Origin of the sequence: Chryseobacterium sp. HR92 (genome assembly GCF_045689405.1) — a bacterium.
Taxonomy (GTDB): Bacteria; Bacteroidota; Bacteroidia; order Flavobacteriales; family Weeksellaceae; genus Chryseobacterium; species Chryseobacterium viscerum_A.
In genome coordinates this window covers 1887285-1903837 of the sequence record NZ_CP139139.1, presented here as the reverse complement: position 1 = coordinate 1903837, position 16553 = coordinate 1887285, and the positions used below count along the sequence as shown (strand labels likewise).

14 protein-coding genes and 1 pseudogene are annotated in these 16553 nt (G+C 34.7%); 1 reads left to right on the top strand and 14 read right to left on the bottom strand.

Annotated features, from left to right (window positions below):
• The first annotated feature begins 312 nt into the window (after positions 1-312).
• Entirely contained in the window at positions 313-699 is a 387-nt protein-coding gene (locus tag SFA27_RS08430) for a diacylglycerol kinase family protein (protein WP_407297637.1), read from the top strand.
• Between the two features lie 107 nt (positions 700-806).
• On the opposite strand, the gene SFA27_RS08425 is transcribed toward SFA27_RS08430, so the two are convergent.
• The 14 genes and pseudogenes from SFA27_RS08425 to SFA27_RS08360 form a co-directional block, all read right to left on the bottom strand.
• On the bottom strand, positions 807-1265 hold the full coding sequence (locus tag SFA27_RS08425; RefSeq protein WP_407297635.1) for a GyrI-like domain-containing protein: 459 nt from the start codon (positions 1263-1265) through the stop codon (positions 807-809).
• A 223-nt stretch (positions 1266-1488) separates the two neighbouring features.
• Entirely contained in the window at positions 1489-1821 is a 333-nt protein-coding gene (locus SFA27_RS08420; protein ID WP_264517583.1) for a gamma-glutamylcyclotransferase family protein, read from the bottom strand.
• Positions 1821-2450 carry an SGNH/GDSL hydrolase family protein gene (locus SFA27_RS08415; protein ID WP_407297633.1) on the bottom strand — a complete coding sequence of 210 codons (630 nt, stop codon included), beginning with the start codon at positions 2448-2450 and terminating at the stop codon, positions 1821-1823. Before SFA27_RS08415 ends, SFA27_RS08420 begins: the two co-directional genes overlap by 1 nt.
• A gap of 357 nt (positions 2451-2807) precedes the next feature.
• Positions 2808-3221, bottom strand: coding sequence for a ribonuclease inhibitor (locus tag SFA27_RS08410; RefSeq protein ID WP_407297631.1), 414 nt, complete (start codon positions 3219-3221; stop codon positions 2808-2810).
• Positions 3202-6897: a phosphoribosylformylglycinamidine synthase gene (locus SFA27_RS08405; protein ID WP_407297629.1), complete on the bottom strand. Its 3696-nt coding sequence runs from the start codon at positions 6895-6897 to the stop codon at positions 3202-3204. The genes SFA27_RS08410 and SFA27_RS08405 overlap by 20 nt, the downstream gene beginning before the upstream one ends.
• 26 nt (positions 6898-6923) lie before the next feature.
• Positions 6924-7925, bottom strand: coding sequence for a YhcG family protein (locus SFA27_RS08400; protein ID WP_407297627.1), 1002 nt, complete (start codon positions 7923-7925; stop codon positions 6924-6926).
• Positions 7926-8151: 226 nt separating this feature from the next.
• Positions 8152-9123 (bottom strand): WG repeat-containing protein, encoded by a 972-nt coding sequence (locus SFA27_RS08395; protein WP_407297625.1) that lies wholly within the window; start codon positions 9121-9123, stop codon positions 8152-8154.
• A 51-nt stretch (positions 9124-9174) separates the two neighbouring features.
• Positions 9175-10602 (bottom strand): adenylosuccinate lyase, encoded by a 1428-nt coding sequence (gene purB, locus SFA27_RS08390; protein WP_047377647.1) that lies wholly within the window; start codon positions 10600-10602, stop codon positions 9175-9177.
• A gap of 213 nt (positions 10603-10815) precedes the next feature.
• On the bottom strand, positions 10816-10956 hold the full coding sequence (locus tag SFA27_RS08385) for a bacteriocin-like protein (RefSeq protein ID WP_156118435.1): 141 nt from the start codon (positions 10954-10956) through the stop codon (positions 10816-10818).
• A gap of 169 nt (positions 10957-11125) precedes the next feature.
• Positions 11126-12871, bottom strand: coding sequence for a CocE/NonD family hydrolase (locus SFA27_RS08380; protein ID WP_407297622.1), 1746 nt, complete (start codon positions 12869-12871; stop codon positions 11126-11128).
• A 134-nt stretch (positions 12872-13005) separates the two neighbouring features.
• Positions 13006-13398 carry a hypothetical protein gene (locus SFA27_RS08375; RefSeq protein ID WP_103231633.1) on the bottom strand — a complete coding sequence of 131 codons (393 nt, stop codon included), beginning with the start codon at positions 13396-13398 and terminating at the stop codon, positions 13006-13008.
• A gap of 623 nt (positions 13399-14021) precedes the next feature.
• A complete protein-coding gene (locus tag SFA27_RS08370) occupies positions 14022-14507 on the bottom strand; it encodes a hypothetical protein (RefSeq protein ID WP_407297620.1) in 486 nt (161 codons plus the stop codon).
• A gap of 650 nt (positions 14508-15157) precedes the next feature.
• A pseudogene (locus SFA27_RS08365) lies at positions 15158-15709 on the bottom strand (RHS repeat domain-containing protein); the annotation flags it as partial.
• Between the two features lie 595 nt (positions 15710-16304).
• Positions 16305-16553: a hypothetical protein gene (locus SFA27_RS08360; protein WP_407297618.1), complete on the bottom strand. Its 249-nt coding sequence runs from the start codon at positions 16551-16553 to the stop codon at positions 16305-16307.

The window sequence follows — 16553 nt, the reverse complement described above, 5'->3', positions numbered from 1 at the left end:
TACAAATATAATAAATAGATACAATAAAGAAAAGAATAATATGGAGGAGTTTTTCACAAAGATCCTTAATTTGTTTTGAGCCTTGATATTATGCTTAAATTTCTTTTGATTCTGAAATTTTCATCAAAACATTCACTTTATTCCAATTTGTATTTATTCTTTTCTCCTTCAAAACTCATTAAAATATCAGTATTGGAGGCAAAAGAGGATAAACGTTGATCGTTTTCTTTTATAATATCCTATTTCAAATATAAAAGATAATTCACAACAATCAAAATACAAAGGTTATCTTTGCCTGAAAAGTTCAGAATTATGCAAAAACCTCCCATTCATAAAAGTTTTCTCAATGCTTTCCGGGGTGTTTTCATGATGATAAAAACGGAAAGAAATTTCCAGATTGAGCTGCTGGCCTTCTTTGTCAATCTCTTTCTTATTTTTTATTTTAAACTAAACAACACAGACACAGCTTTGGTTATCATCGCCTCATTTGCTGTTTTAAGTGCTGAAATTTTCAATACTGCCATTGAAAAGATCTGTGATATCATTCAACCCAATTTCGACAAAAGAATCGGCTTTATTAAAGATATTGCTGCCGGTGCTGTTGTATTGACGGCCGTTGCATCGGTGATTGTTGGGGTTTTGGTGTATGGAAAATATGTTGTAAGATTGATGAAGGCTATAAAACTGTTGTTCCTGTAGGTTCTGACCACCCCGTCAAAAATTCAAAGAATTTTTGCCACCCTTCCGAGGGAGGGGAATTTCACGTCTTCAGTTCAAAAGTCTGTGAAGGCAAGTTTTTTTTCATCTTATTTTACCGCAATCAAGATATCCACTTCCGCATCTGACGGATCTTGTGCTTTTTCTCCATAGATTTCAAAATCGGCGGTAAATTTTCTTCCCAGATCCATTTCCCAGATTTTCAGCCATTCATTGATCACCAAGCCTTTTGAAAGATCTCCTTTTGTGGTAAATCTCACGTAGTCTCCACCATCAAAAGAATAACCGATCATCCCTTCAGGAATATTATCCAGGTTTTGCACTTTACAGCCAAGAACTGTTGTATAAGGCTTTGTATCGTCTTTTTCGTAATCTGTATAGATGGAATAAATGGTATTGTCTATCTTATTTGGAATTGAATTGAGAATATCCCCGTTAATCAATTTTTCCCATAACACAGGAATATCTTTTGCAGCCTGCCCATCTTCATTGGTTGTTCTTACTGAGATCCCGATAACCTTAAAAGGTTCTATTTTCACGTTATTCATTTCTTGATTTTTTGTTATGTGACAAAGATAAAGACAGGTTGTGACAAGGGTATGTCAGGAGTTTTTTAAATGGGTTTAAAATCTTTTTTTAAGTTTTGGCTAAAGCCATGGATTTCTGTTTTATAGAATGAGTGGGCTAAAGCCCACTCCTATTGAATGTAATTTTGTCTTGTAAATTTGAATAGTAAAGTTTGTTGAGATTGCTTCTCCTTACCCGCAATGACTATTTCCCGACATAGATAAACCCTTTTTTCCCGGATTTAAAAACAGTTTCAATTCTTTTGTAGTCATCCACTTCATATTCATCTGCCTGAAGGATTTCCGCTTCTGTTACTTCAAAAAGCACTCCTTCTATCAGGTCTTCATCATTCCCCGAAAACTGAAGTACAGGATGGTATTTCTGACCGCTTTTCCGCAGTACTTCAGGATCTGTAATTTCAATACTGTTTAGTTTATATCCTGATAAGACATCTTTTTCACCTTGTAAAAGTCTTCCAAAGGTTTCCATTTGAACCTGTTCTTTCTGTAAGGTTCCGTAAGAAAATAAATTGGGCATTATAAATGTTTTTCAATAATTGGGATTGCGACTTCAGCCATCATTCCATAGCCTTTTTCGTTGGGATGCACTCCGTCTGCAGACAATAGAATCTCTTTATCTTCTAAAAATGCAGCGTAAAAATCTATATATCCTAATGAATGTTCTGAGGCAAGGTCTTTAAGGATCTGGTTATAAACAACAACTTCCCCGTTTGTTCTTAATTTCCCTGAGCTCACTACTACTCCATCTATTTTTTGGGAGAAAGGAAGAATACTCACAAGATAAATTTCGCTGGAAAATTCCTTGGCATGCGCAATGGCAGTACTCATATTGTTTTTAAATTTTTCAGGATCTACAATCTGTACTCCTTCTTTTATGGCAAGATCATTAGCTCCATAGCTTAAAAAAACGATGTTTCCGTCTGCAGAATTTCTTGCACTGAGTTCGTGGGGAATTCTTTTCAGTAATCCTTCTGTAGTCTCTCCTCCGATTCCTAAATTGAATAAGATCAGCTCATCTCCATTTCCTTCGTGAAATTGCTGCAAGGCATATCTTTTTAAAATATCTACCCAACCTCCAAAAACACCGTCATATTCCCCGTAAGTAATGCTGTCACCGAAGAACAGCCCGTAAGTAATTTTCTTCATTCAACTTTTATTGTTTTCTATTTTTGTTTCAGTAAAAATAGGAAGAAAATTATTGACTGATTATAAAACTGTTGTATTTATAGGATTTTAACGCTGGCTCTTACTTTTTGTTTGAACCATTAAGATTTTATAAGGAGTGAAGAATTATTAAGAGGAATACCTTATTCATCATTGATGAATCTTAACTTTGCTTAAAACCTTTATTATTCTTAATAGTTAAATATTTATTCTGTTTTTTTAACGCAAAGGTTTTATTGTTATTATGTTGATTCCAGGAAGCAAAGAATGAATCAACAAGTTGATTTGATAAAGCTAGCTGAAAAGTATTAAAGTTTCAAAATTCCCCTTCATTACTCATTATTCCAGTCTCAGCCTAATATTAGTATGTGATTCTATTATTTCTACCAGAATATCAAAAAGAGTCTGTCCTTTTCCTTCTGTCAAATCATCCAGTTTCTGTTGAATTAATTCTATGTTGAAAGGTTTTCCCTGTCTGATTTTGTTTTCATAGAATTCACAGGTGGCAGCAAAACCTAAGTCGTCTTTTGATTTCTTTGATTCTTTCCAGATGATTTCAATTTTTTCTTTATTTTCAAATATTCCGAAACCTCCGTAGAGAATATCATCAAAGCCGTCCAGAGTTCCTACTTTCCAGTCTGCATCTTTCATCAGAACACTGGAAGCTTCTTCGTAAAAACCCACTAAAGACGAAAAATGACCGCCATGGATGACGATCATTTTTCTTGTATTGTTATTTGAAGTATTCAACACCGTTTTTGAATATGTTGTGATAATTCGCGGTTGGTATATTTTTCATGAGACCTTCAGCAAATCGTTCCGGGTGTCCCATTCTTCCGTAGATCTTTCCACATGGGCTGGTAACTCCTTCAATTCCGAATAATGAATTATTCGGGTTGAATGGCATTCCGTGAGCAATGTTTCCATCAAGATCAATGTATTGAGTTGCAATCTGTCCGTTTTCATACAGCTTTTTGATTTCTTCTTCTGAAGCCATGAAACGTCCTTCTCCATGGGAAATCGGAATGGTGAAAGTCTGACCTTTCATTCCTTTTAACCAAGGGCTTTCGTCATTCACTACTTGTACTGTTACCATCTGAGAGATATGTCTTCTGATCGCGTTGTGAGCTAGCGTTGGAGAGTTTTCATCCAAGTCTTTGATTCTTCCGTATGGCAGCAGTCCTGACTTCACAAGTGCCTGGAATCCGTTACAGATCCCGATGATCATCCCGTCTCTGTCTAATAATTCATGAACTGCATTTTTCATTTTCTCGTTTTTCAGAACGTTAACGATGAATTTTGCAGAACCATCCGGCTCATCTCCTGCAGAGAAACCTCCTGAGAATGCCAGAATCTGAGATGTTCTGATCTCTTCTACCCATGCATCAATGCTTTCATCCAATAACTGGTGATTGATATTGATCAAAGGTAAACTGCTTACTATAGCACCTTCTTTCTGGAACGCATTCAGCGTATCATACTCACAGTTTGTTCCAGGGAATACCGGAGCGAAAACTTTAGGCTGTGCAATTCCGTGTTTTTTAATGATGATATTTCTTGGATGGATTGAATTTGATTTTTCATCAATTTCAACCGTGATCTTTTCTTTTTCTACAGTCGGGAAAAGGTTCTCGAATGTATTGGTATTAGCAGCTACAAGGTCTGTAATGTTTGATTCAAGACCATTGATTTTTACAATACCTGAATCTTTCACTTCTCCGATAAGCTGAAGAGCAACCGAGTTTAATTCTTCTTTTGCTTCGATGATTAAGCTACCGATATTTTTAGCCAATAAAACAGTTTCATCAGCATTGATTTCAGCCCCTAATCTGTTTCCGAAACTCATTTTTGCTAAAGCTACTGCAAGACCTCCTTCTTTTACTGTTTTCACAGAAACAATTTTTCCTGCTTTGATGTTTTCAAAAATGAATTCAAAAACTTCTTTTAAAGCATTATAGTTTGGAAGTCCACTTTCCTGAGCGATATGATTGAAGAAATACAGTTTGTTTCCTGCATTTTTCAATTCAGGAGAAATGATATTTTCTTTATCTCCGTTAGCACATGCAAAAGAAATCAAGGTTGGTGGAACATTCAGATCCTGGTACGTTCCACTCATGGAATCTTTACCTCCGATGGCAGCAAGACCTAAATTGATCTGAGCATCATAGGCTCCTAAAAGTGAAGCTAAAGGTTTACCCCATTTTTCCGGGTTTTGACCTAATTTCTCGAAGTATTCCTGGAAGCTTAGTCTGATGTTTTTATAATCACCTCCCATCGCTACAATCTTCGCAACACTCTCCACTACAGCGTAAGATGATCCTAACAGTGAGTTTTGTTTTGAGATTTCAGCATCGAATCCCCAGCTTGCCAAAGAAACGGTTTTAATATCTTTTGCTCCTAATATCGGTAGTGTCTGTACACTTCCTTCCATCAGGGTTTGCTGGTACTTTCCACCTAAAGGCATTGCTACTGTAGTTGCTCCAATTGAAGAGTCAAACATTTCAAGCAGTCCTTTTTGAGAAGCTACGTTTTTATCTTTTAAGATATTCAGGAAGTTTTCTGCTGTGAACTCTTTTGTTTCTTCTTTTACTTCTTCAAGGTGAGTGATTTTCACTTCCTGAGATTTTGAACATCCGTTGGTGTCTAAGAAAGCTCTTGAAAGGTCTACAATCTTGTCTCCTTTCCAGAACATCTGCATTCTTCCTGAATCTGTCACTTTTGCTACTTCTACGGCAACAATGTTTTCAGCTTCACAGAATCTGATGAATTTTTCTTTATCCTGAGGATCTACAACTACCGCCATTCTTTCCTGAGATTCAGAAATAGCCAGTTCGGTTCCGTTTAATCCTTCATATTTTAATGGTAATACATCAAGATTTACTTCTAAAGAGTCTGCAATTTCACCAATCGCTACAGAAACACCTCCTGCTCCGAAGTCGTTTGATTTTTTGATCAGCTTCGTTACTTCTGGATTTCTAAATAATCTCTGGATTTTACGCTCTTCTACAGCATTTCCTTTCTGAACTTCAGAACTCATAGTATGGATAGAAGTTTCGTCCTGCTCTTTTGAGCTTCCGCTTGCTCCTCCTACTCCATCACGACCTGTTGCACCTCCTAAAATGATGATTGAATCACCGTTTTCAGGTTTCTCACGTCTTACCCAGTCTACAGGAACAGCTCCGGTAACGAAACCTACTTCCATTCTCTTGGCTTTGTATCCTTCGTCATAGATTTCAGAAACCATTGTAGTGGCAAGACCGATCTGGTTACCGTAAGACGAATATCCGTTAGCAGCCTGCTTTGTAATAGTTTTCTGAGGTAATTTCCCTGGTAATGTTTTGTCAACAGATTCTAAAACGTCTGCAGCACCTGTTAATCTCATAGCCTGGAAAACAAAAGATCTTCCGGATAATGGGTCTCTGATAGCACCTCCCAAACAAGTGGATGCTCCTCCGAAAGGTTCAATTTCCGTTGGGTGGTTATGAGTTTCATTTTTGAATAATAAATACCAAGGTTCTTTTTTACCGTCGTATTCTGCTTCAATCTGAATGGTACATGCATTAATCTCGTCTGAAATAACAAGATTATCCAGGTTTCCTGTTTTATGGAAATATTTTCCGCATACTGTTGCCAGATCCATTAAGGAAATTGGCTTCAATTCGCGGCCTAAGAATTTTCTTTTTTCGATATAATCATTGAAAATAGTTTCCAATGTGTGTTTGAACTGACCTTCAAACTGAATGTCTGACAACTGGGTTTCAAAAGTCGTATGACGACAGTGATCACTCCAGTAGGTGTCTAATACTTTTAATTCTGTTTCCGTAGGATTTCTCTCTTCAGTTTTGAAGTATTCCTGAATGAATTTCAAGTCGTCTAATCCTAATGCAAAACCGTGGTTGTTATAGAAATTCTCCAGTTCCGCATCATTGAAATTGATGAAGTTTTCGTGGATGATTACTTTTGATGGCGTTTCATCTGCAGGAATATCCAGAATTGATAAATCTTTTTCCTGAGATTCTACTTTGTTGATCAGAAGGTCTTTGATTTTAACCAAATCCGCTTCAGAAACTCCTTCAAATTCGATCAGTTTTCCACTTCTTACTTTTGATTTTTCATTTTCTGTAAGCAATGCAATACACTGCTGTGCAGAATCTGCTCTCTGATCATACTGTCCCGGCAAAAACTCCATTCCGAAATGAATAGCTTTTGCAGGGTTTCCTGTGTGTAAAATATCAGTGACAGGGTCTACGAAAGTGTTATTCACCACTTTTTCAAATTCTCCGTCATTCAGATTGAAAATATCATATACATTGTATACTTTTACGCTTTGAACAGCCGGAACCACCGCTTTTACTTCATCAAAAATTTTTGGACTTTCAACATCGAAAATTCCTCTTTTTTCTACGAAAATTCTTTTGTTATTAGACATTAGATGTCAGATTTTTAATATTAGATTTATTTTTTATTTTCAAATTTATTTCTTGCTATCTCTATTGAACGATGCAATTTTTCAAGCAAAACTTTTTCTGAAGGTAAGATAAGTAAATATTCTGCAACTTTTATATTATCACTTTCCAGATTCATAAGTTCAATATGTTCGGAATTTTTTCCTGAACAAAGGATTAAACCAATGGGTGCATTTTCACCTTCTACTTTTTCATATTTATTAAGGTATGAGAGATAGAGTTCCATCTGACCTTTATGGCTGGCTTCAAACTCACCCAATTTCAGTTCGATAACGACTAAAGATTTTAGTTTCCTATGATAGAAAAGTAAATCCAGATAGTAATCCCTATTATCTATTGTGATTCTTTTTTGTCTTGAAAGAAAGGCAAAATCAGTTCCCAATTCAGAAATAAATTTTTGAAGCTCAACAATAATTGCTTCTTCTAAGTCTTTTTCAGAAAAGGTATCTTTCAATTCTAAAAAATCAAGAAAATAAGGGTCTTTAAAAACCAAATCAGGATTTAAAATATTATTTTCAGACCAGTTTTTCAGCTCTTTATCTATTATTTCTTCAGGCTTTTTACTTATTGCTGTTCGCTCAAAAAGCAGAGAATTGATTTTTTCTCTCAAGACCCTAACACTCCAGTTTTCAATTTTACAAACTTCAAGATAAAAGTTTCTTTTAGTATCTTGAGAAATAGGTATAAGAAGTAAAAAATGGGTCCATGATAATTGTCGCATCGCTGATGCGACAATTTCAAAATCATCAAAAACAGAGGCAAACTGTATCATTTTTCGGATATTCTTTTCAGAAAATGAATTTCCGAAATCTAATGTAAGCTGTTGAGAAATTTGTACTATGACTTCTTTGCCATATTCAGCTCTTTTATTTTCTAAAATATCTTTATTTATTCTTTGTCCAATTTTCCAGTACAAAACCACCATTGCCGAGTTTACCTGAGCTGCAACCTGACTTTTAGTCTTGTCTACCAGCTCCTTTAGATCGGTCATTAATTGTTGATGATTTTGATTCTGTAACATTATTAAAATTAGATGTCAGATTTTTAATATTAGATTTATTTTTCTTTTTACTTTTCTGAATTTAAAGTTTCCTTCTTTAAATCCATCTGTATTGGAAATTTTGGGGAAGATTTCTCTTTATCCATTATTCCGTACAAATTTAAAGGAATAAGTCGTATTTTCTTCAAATTTGACCTATGTAATTTCCAAATTTATTTTACTTGTTTATAAACTTATTAGGATTATCCTTATGTTCTTTCTGAAAGTCTTCTGCATTTTTTATTTCTTCTTTCAGCCAATTTTCAAAAGGAACTTTCTTTTCATTAAAATCCTCAATGGCATAAAACGTTTTTCCATCTTCTGAAACCAGGAATTTGAAACGATAAAGCATATCCAAGTCTTTCTTCCTGTCATTATAAGTATTCACCTGATAATAAGGAAAGTTTTCTTTTGGTCTTTCTACGATTTCAAAAAACAGATTCTTTTCTTTCTCAGATAATTTATTGTAAAAATTTACATAATAAAGATCTGAAAGCTTTTTCTTCTGCTTTTCAAAAAACTGAAGGATATTTTTCTCTTTTTCATTGTATTGAAATGGGTTCGGATAATATTTCCCATCTATTTCAACATCTTTCGCTGTTGGTTTTGTAAGTGACTGAACGGTTTGTCCTTTGACATTCATCACCCCCCATTTACCCCCTACAATGGATCTGTGCTCGTCATTTGTTTTTTCCCAGTCACAGCCGTCACAAAACGCAGCGTATCCGTAATTAAAAGGTGATACAAAATCATGCTCAGCTTCAATAACGATCTTACCGTTGCGGTCTGCAAATCCTACTTTATCATTTTTAACCAGTCTTCTCAGCCCTTCAGAGAAATAATCTGCTCCATTGTCAAAAAGGAAAGGCTGATACAGGAATTTCCCATTTCTATCATACACATAGCCCCATGCATTTTTCTCCGGTTTTTCACCTTCTTTATCTCCGTCAAAAAGAATTGTTTCTCCTTCTACAGGATCTCCATCTTTAAGGTATGAAAAGACTTTAAATTGTGCAGGAACTATTATTTTCCCTGCTTTATTTTTTACTCCAACCAGGGAATCTTTGGATTTAAAATAATATAAATCCTTTGTACCCTGAGAAAAGGATATGATTGGCGTCAATAAAATGGTTACCAGCAGTTTTTTCATATTGATCGGGGTTGGAAATAAAATATGCAGCCGAAAAGACTGCATATTGTTTTATACTTTAAGATCAGCTTCCAATCCTATTAAGTCTTTGTTTTGGTCTATAATCGGCTGTACCTCATTCTTGACGAATTCTTCCGTCTGGATAGGCGCGAAACCAATAAAGTTCTTAGGATCCAAAACTTCTTTCAGTTTTGATTTGTCCAGTTTTAAAGAATCATCATTCAGGATTCTTTCGATAAGGTCATTTTCTTTTCCTTCTTCTTTCACTTTCTTAGAAGCTTCCATAGAATGAACTCGGATCACCTCGTGGATTTCCTGACGGTCTCCACCTGCTTTCACTTCTTCCATGATAATGTATTCTGTCGCCATGAAAGGAAGTTCTTCCATAATATGCTTGTTGATTCTGTTCGGATATACAACGATTCCGTTCATGATATTATTCCAGATCAATAGAATAGCATCAACAGCTAAAAATGCCTGAGGAATTGTTAATCTCTTGTTCGCAGAGTCATCCAATGTTCTTTCAAACCATTGTGTAGAAGCTACCATTGCAGAACTTGTTGTCAGAGACATTACATATTTTGCCAATGCTCCGATTCTTTCACTTCTCATCGGGTTACGTTTGTAAGCCATTGCAGATGAACCGATCTGGTTTTTTTCGAACGGTTCTTCAATCTCCTTAAGGTTCTGAAGTAAACGTAAATCGTTTGTGAATTTGTGTGCAGATTGTGCAATATTTCCTAATAGAGCAACTACTTTCGCATCAATTTTTCTATCATAAGTCTGTCCGGAAACTCCGAAAACTTTATCAAAACCGAATCTTTTTGAAAGTTCTTTATCTAAATGTTTTACTTTAGAATAATCACCGTTGAAAAGTTCAAGGAAACTTGCAGCAGTTCCTGTAGTTCCTTTTACTCCTCTGAAACGAAGCGTTTCAAGGAAGAAATCCAATTCTTCGATGTCAAGAACCAGACTCTGTAACCAAAGTGTAGCTCTTTTTCCAACTGTTGTTAACTGAGCTGGCTGGAAGTGTGTAAATCCTAAAGTCGGAAGGTCTTTGTACTGAATAGCAAAGTCTGCTAAGTTCTTCATTACGTTCACCAACTTTTTCTTTAAGATTAAAAGTCCGTCACGAATCTGAATTAAGTCTGTATTGTCTCCTACAAAAGCTGAAGTAGCTCCCAGGTGGATAATTCCTTTTGCTGAAGGCGCCACATCACCATAAGCGTGAACGTGAGCCATTACATCATGACGGAATTTTTTTTCGTACTCTGCTGCTTTCTCATAATCGATATTTTCAGCATTAGCTTTTAACTCAGCGATCTGCTCGTCTGTAATTTCAAGTCCAAGGTCTTTTTCGATTTCAGCAAGAGCTATCCAAAGCTTTCTCCAATTCTGGAATTTGTTATTGTGTGAGAAGTTAAATAACATTTCTTCACTGGAGTAGCGCTCTTCCAATGGATTTTTGTAGGAATTCATTCGTTCTTTTACTTTTTAGATGTACAAAAATACGATTTTTCAGTGAGAGATGAAAATCCTGCTTTTATGATTTTTCAACTATATTTTGATGATTTTTATTTATACTTTTACCTTGAAGCAAAAGTATACAAAAGTTCAAGACGGGAATAAGACATAAAATAGGCTATCCCGTTTCTGAGACAGCCATTCTTTACATTATTTTCTTGAATCAAGTTAATCAATAAGTCCGCATGATGATCCCACAGGAATACATTTTTTTACAAATGAACACCAGAAGTATCCTGGCAGACACATAGGGATACCTCCCTGAACTGTTTTTAATTCTCTTTTTGAAAGTTTTCTTAAGTTTTTCATAGTAACATTTTTTTGATTTTTTTTCCTACTCTATATGCTTTTCGGATTACGCTTTAATTTGGTAACACCAATATACATATTTTTCAGATACAAAAATATAACTTATTCATTTTATACAATTTACAACTTGCACCATATTTATGTGCTTTCAATAATCATCAGCACTATTTTATTCATTTAAAACTGGAATCTTTACATAGCTATCATTATACCATTTGATCTGTAATGGAATGGAAGCATCTTGTATGGTTTCTGTACTGACGTCTTTTCCTGTTCCGTAATTCAATTGGGAAAACGGGTTTTTATTAACATCAATTTTCACGACGATTCTACTTCCTTTCTGAAGTTTTTTGCTTACAAAATGGCTATTGGTAAATTCTATCCAGGCTTTGTCTCCAGGCTTCAGAAGATGTCTTTTGGTAATGTCTTTTGCATAGCTGGCTCTTCCGATATAGTATGACAAATGGAAATATTTTCCTTCGGGAGTCAATTCATATAAAGTCACTCCCAAATCCACATCTTTTTTATTAAAAGAAATATGAAGCCCTCCAACAAAAGAACCGTTCACAATCATTGATTTTTCTACCGGACTGCTGGTAAAAATGAAACCTGAGCTTTGATCCAGCTCATTTTTCTCTATTGGAGAGGGATAATAATCGCTGTTGCCACTCAATTTTCGATCTTTAAAGTCAACCGTTTGAGAAAGAAATGTATTTTTATTGGAAGTTTTTGGATCAAGATAATACGTTCCATCCTTTTTTTGATTGGAAAGGTAAAACTTCAGAACATCATTGTTCATTTTTTCAAAAGATGGGGCACTGCGCCATTCATTTGCTCCCATTACTTCATAATTGATTTTGTCTTTAAGAGCTGATGGTTTGGGTCCGTTTTTCAGGATATAATCAAACCATTCGTAGGTGATTTTATTGATATCAAAGAGGGCAACCTCATCTACTTTGTATTCGTTCACTTCTTTCTCACCTCCCTGCTGTGTACCAAAGTGACCGTATGGACCAATGATCAGATAAAATGGAGTATTTGGGCTATACTTCTGCAATTCTTTAAGATAATAAATACTGGAATTCTGGGAATCATTATAATAGCCGTCAAAAGCCAGAACCGGAATATGGATTTGTTTAAAATCTTCTTTATAGGGAGCCATTTTTTGCCAGTATTCATCAAAATCAGGGTGGCTGATCCATCGTTGAAACCATCTGTTTGGAGTACCATCAATACTGTCCATTTTATGATATGCTTCTCCTTTATCCCACCAGTTAAACATCATTGCTCTGAAACGCTTTCTATCATTTCCTGTTTCATTGTCCAGATATTTGTTGTTTCCTACATAAAATGCCCATTCATAATTGGGATTAATGAAGATATTATTTTCCATAGGAAGTCCCATTCCAGGACGGTTTGCTACATAAGGAACAATCGTTTTCAATGCAGGATGAAGTGTTTTACAGGCTGCCCACTGGCTGAAACCATTGTAACTGCCTCCATACATTCCTATACTTCCATTACACCATTTCTGCTGACTGACCCAATCTATCACATCATATGTATCATTGGCTTCAAATTCATAAGGATTTATATCATCCGGGCTCAGTCTTTTACCACGGGCATACGCAATAACACCAATATATCCTTTATCAGCAGCATTTTTCAAACTCTGAAGATCCCGCCCTGTATCCCGGACATAAATAGTAAACTGGAAAACCACCGGAAGAGCTGTTTTCTCTCCCTTTTTTCTTACTACCATCGCAGAAATCATAGCTCCATCCCTTGTTTTGATCATCACACTATCCTGGATATCATAAGAACTATCCTGAGTTTTAGCAATTGCTGATATGCTTTGCTGCCCCTGAACAGAAACAATTGTACATAGAAAAAGAATGAACAGGTATTTTATCATTTTTTTGTTTTCTAAGATATAAAAAAACCTCCGCTGTTGCAGTGGTTTTTATTGTATCAACTCAAAATCATAGACTTTGTGTAGCGGGGTTTATATTTGCGGACACGAGCGAGACGCTCGCGCAAGCGGTTTTTTTATTCTATAATCTTTTTATAACAATTCTCCCCATCATGGTAGCCAAAGCAAAGTACAATATTCTTATCTTTTTTCTCAAAAAAAGTAGTATAGGTCATATCAGTATCATTCACATCTTCTGGAAAGGCAATTAAATCTTTATCAAAATTTAAATAAAAATCATTAAACTCTATTGTGTTACCTTCTAATTTGTATTTCGAATTGTAATTCAACAATTTCTTCCCTTTTATATTGTAAATTACTCTGTTATAAACCCCATCCTTGTTAATCGTTAAAGTGTCGTATGTATTCTTGTATGATATGGGTGAATATTTTCCATATATATCTTCATTACTAATATTTTGGCACGAAAATAAAAAAGGTAATAAAATTAAACTTATACTTTTTTTCATATTTATTAAATTTAAGATGTTCTATTTAAAATCTAGGTCTTGTTAATATAGATGGTGGTGTTATAGCTTGTTTAAAAACGTTCTTGAGGTTGGATTAACTACTTTTTGTTGAACTTCGGAATTGCCTCATGCTGGCGCGAGCGTCTCGCTCGTGTCCATACATATCTCATTAGTTTACATAAATTTCTAGTATTTCGGACTATCATCACCCTAATTTTCCAATACTACATAATATCAATGAATTAAATTTAATTTCTGTCATAAAAATAATAAAACTTATATTATTAAAGCGTTGTCAATACGAACAATCTCTGTAAACATGCAAGGTTCGTATAAAAGCAAGCTAAAAGAAAAGAATGAAGTGGTAGCAGACTGAAAAATTGCTTGATAAATAAGGGACTTAATAAGTTATAACTCTCTAACATAAGTTTTCCTCTATACTGGAAATGAATAAACCCACTGCGATTGCAGTGGGTTTTATTCTATCAACTCAAAATCATAGACTTTGTGTAACGGATTTTATATTTGTGGACACGAGCGAGACGCTCGCGCCAGCGGGGGCTTTCCTTAAACAAACTAAATTATAAAGCATTATAAAAGCCACTCAATAAATGGCTTTTGTGTTAATATTGACATTTTACTTGTTCCTTAGTAAAAGATTTCTGAACTCTTTTCATTGTTCCTCCAGGATATTCATAATCATATGTGTAATTTTTTCCGGGTAATGGATTATAAATCTTTTTATATTTACTGTTATCAGTGTTATAAATATAAAGAAGTACATAAGGTTGATCTAACCAGCTTAATCTAAAATCTTCTATTTCATACATTTTGGATTCTAAATTTTCTTTACATTGTATACTATTACTTAAAACCAATTTTAAGGAAGCTATATTAATATTAGATAATTCTCGATAATCAGATTCTTTTATCAAAAATTTTCCAGGAAAATAACTAATATAATACTTTTTTTCCCCATTTAAAATGTACATATTACTAATGGATGGATGCACATTTTGATCTATTGTTATAATTATATTCCCTTCCTTATTTTGAGATAAAACTCTTGATGATAAAAGGAATATTATTGTTAATATAAGATTTCTCATTATTCTAATATTTTTTCAACAGCTTTTTTAGTAAGACTAACAGATGGTGTTGTATTAGCTCCATTATAAATAGAGATACCATTTGGATTTGCATTAGTTGTTACTTCTACTTTACCTGTCGAAGTATTTGTTCCTTGTTGTCCTGTAGAATAACCTTGTGGACCTACAATAACATTTGTACCATATTGTGCAAAAGTAGTTATATCTGTGCTTGAAGGTTCTTGAGCGTTCCCACTATATACCTTTTCTCCTACAACTTCTGTTTTTGTAGGGTGTGAATGTATTGATGCTTCTACATCTGCAGGAGTACAATACATCGGTAAATTAGGTAATGTAGCACTTGCAAAAGCGTCTTTACCATATTGTACTTCTGGACCCTGTTTTCCTTGTAAAACAATTCCATCTGCCATTACGATCGAGCTTTCTTCTTTTTTACCTCCATTATTTAAAGTTCTATCTAAAACGTTCAAACTTTCTTTTAGAACTGCTGTACTTGGAAGTGTAACACCTGATCTTACACTACTTGTATCAACATTCCCTTTTATTTTAGAGATTGATTTTGCTTCTTTACTATCTGTAACCACAACCCTTACTCCGTTATTTACTCCATCCGTTCCGATTTTTTTTCCACTTAAATTATAATAATCCGTAAGAGGACTTCTTCCATCAGGATCAATAAATCGTATTGGGTTGTCAAACGCATAATTATAAGGTGACCATCTTCTCATCTTTTCCGTCAGCGGATCTACCACACTCCATCTTCCTAAATCTGGCATATACATCCTCGCACCATAATCATACATTCCCGTCTCCTGCAGTTCCTTACCGTTGTACTTGTACTTATATGCTGGATTTCCCATTAATCCATTATATCCCTCATGTTTTAATCCAAACGGATAATAATTGCTTTCTTCAATGATCTCTAATCCTGCTCCACTTTTAGCATAGCTTAATCTGGTATTTCCAAGATGATCCGTATAGTTATACACATACTTTCCGGTCTCAACATTAAAATATCCTTCTGCTGTTGGGAAAAACTTCAATACTAAATTAGCATACTGGAAGCCATCCAGATAGTCGGTTGTATCTGTTCCGAAAACCTTTCTTACCTTCACCCCGTCTGCTCTGTAAATATAATCCGTTACTTTGGAGTTTTGGGTAATCTTTCCGGGTAAATTTAGATAATTATATTGGATGGAGGAATATAATTATTAGCTACACATATAAAAGCCACTGCTCTTACAGTGGCTTAATTCTTACCTGCCACACGAAAGGATTCGTGCGAGAGCGGAGTTATAGCTTGTTTAAAAACGTTCTTGAGGTTGGATTAACTACTTTTTGTTGAACTTCGGAATTGCCTCATGCTGGCGCGAGCATTTCGCTCGTGTCCATACATATCTCATTAGTTTACATAAATTTCTAGTATTTCGGACTATCATCACCCTAATTTTCCAATACTACATAATATCAATGAATTAAATTTAATTTCTGTCATAAAAATAATAAAACTTATATTATTAAAGCGTTGTCAATACGAACAATCTCTGTAAACATGCAAGGTTCGTATAAGAGCAAGCTAAAAGAAAAGAATGAAGTGGTAGCAGACTGAAAAATTGCTTGATAAATAAGGGACTTAATAAGTTATAACTCTCTAGCGTAAGTTTTCCTCTATACTGGAAATGAATAAAACCACTGCGATTGCAGTGGCTTTTATTTTATCAACTCAAAATCATAGACTTTGTGTAGCGGGTTTTATATTTGTGGACACGAGCGAAATGCTTGCGCCAGCGGGGAAATTTATAAAACTTTGGCATCGGAATCTAAAATATCAGATTTATAAAATTCTAATCTTACTGATTTTACATTTATAACCCCTGGCTCTAAGTTTTCAGGGTATTCGTGTAACTCTGTTCCTAATGTTAAGTGTATATGATCTTCACTTTGCTTAACAAATTTTAAATATTCTATTAATTCCTCTATTCCTTGTTTATCAACAACTACCTCTAATTGTTCAGGAACACCTTTGTAATTTATAAATGATATCAT

Bases quoted from the DNA above. Each gene is read 5' to 3' on its own strand.
- SFA27_RS08430 (WP_407297637.1), top strand. From the start codon at position 313: ATGCAAAAACCTCCCATTCATAAAAGTTTTCTCAATGCTTTCCGGGGT.
- SFA27_RS08425 (WP_407297635.1), bottom strand. From the start codon at position 1,265: ATGAATAACGTGAAAATAGAACCTTTTAAGGTTATCGGGATCTCAGTA.
- SFA27_RS08420 (WP_264517583.1), bottom strand. From the start codon at position 1,821: ATGCCCAATTTATTTTCTTACGGAACCTTACAGAAAGAACAGGTTCAA.
- SFA27_RS08415 (WP_407297633.1), bottom strand. From the start codon at position 2,450: ATGAAGAAAATTACTTACGGGCTGTTCTTCGGTGACAGCATTACTTAC.
- SFA27_RS08405 (WP_407297629.1), bottom strand. From the start codon at position 6,897: ATGTCTAATAACAAAAGAATTTTCGTAGAAAAAAGAGGAATTTTCGAT.
- SFA27_RS08400 (WP_407297627.1), bottom strand. From the start codon at position 7,925: ATGACCGATCTAAAGGAGCTGGTAGACAAGACTAAAAGTCAGGTTGCA.
- SFA27_RS08395 (WP_407297625.1), bottom strand. From the start codon at position 9,123: ATGAAAAAACTGCTGGTAACCATTTTATTGACGCCAATCATATCCTTT.
- purB (WP_047377647.1), bottom strand. From the start codon at position 10,602: ATGAATTCCTACAAAAATCCATTGGAAGAGCGCTACTCCAGTGAAGAA.
- SFA27_RS08385 (WP_156118435.1), bottom strand. From the start codon at position 10,956: ATGAAAAACTTAAGAAAACTTTCAAAAAGAGAATTAAAAACAGTTCAG.
- SFA27_RS08380 (WP_407297622.1), bottom strand. From the start codon at position 12,871: ATGATAAAATACCTGTTCATTCTTTTTCTATGTACAATTGTTTCTGTT.
- SFA27_RS08375 (WP_103231633.1), bottom strand. From the start codon at position 13,398: ATGAAAAAAAGTATAAGTTTAATTTTATTACCTTTTTTATTTTCGTGC.
- SFA27_RS08370 (WP_407297620.1), bottom strand. From the start codon at position 14,507: ATGAGAAATCTTATATTAACAATAATATTCCTTTTATCATCAAGAGTT.
- SFA27_RS08360 (WP_407297618.1), bottom strand. From the start codon at position 16,553: ATGATATCATTTATAAATTACAAAGGTGTTCCTGAACAATTAGAGGTA.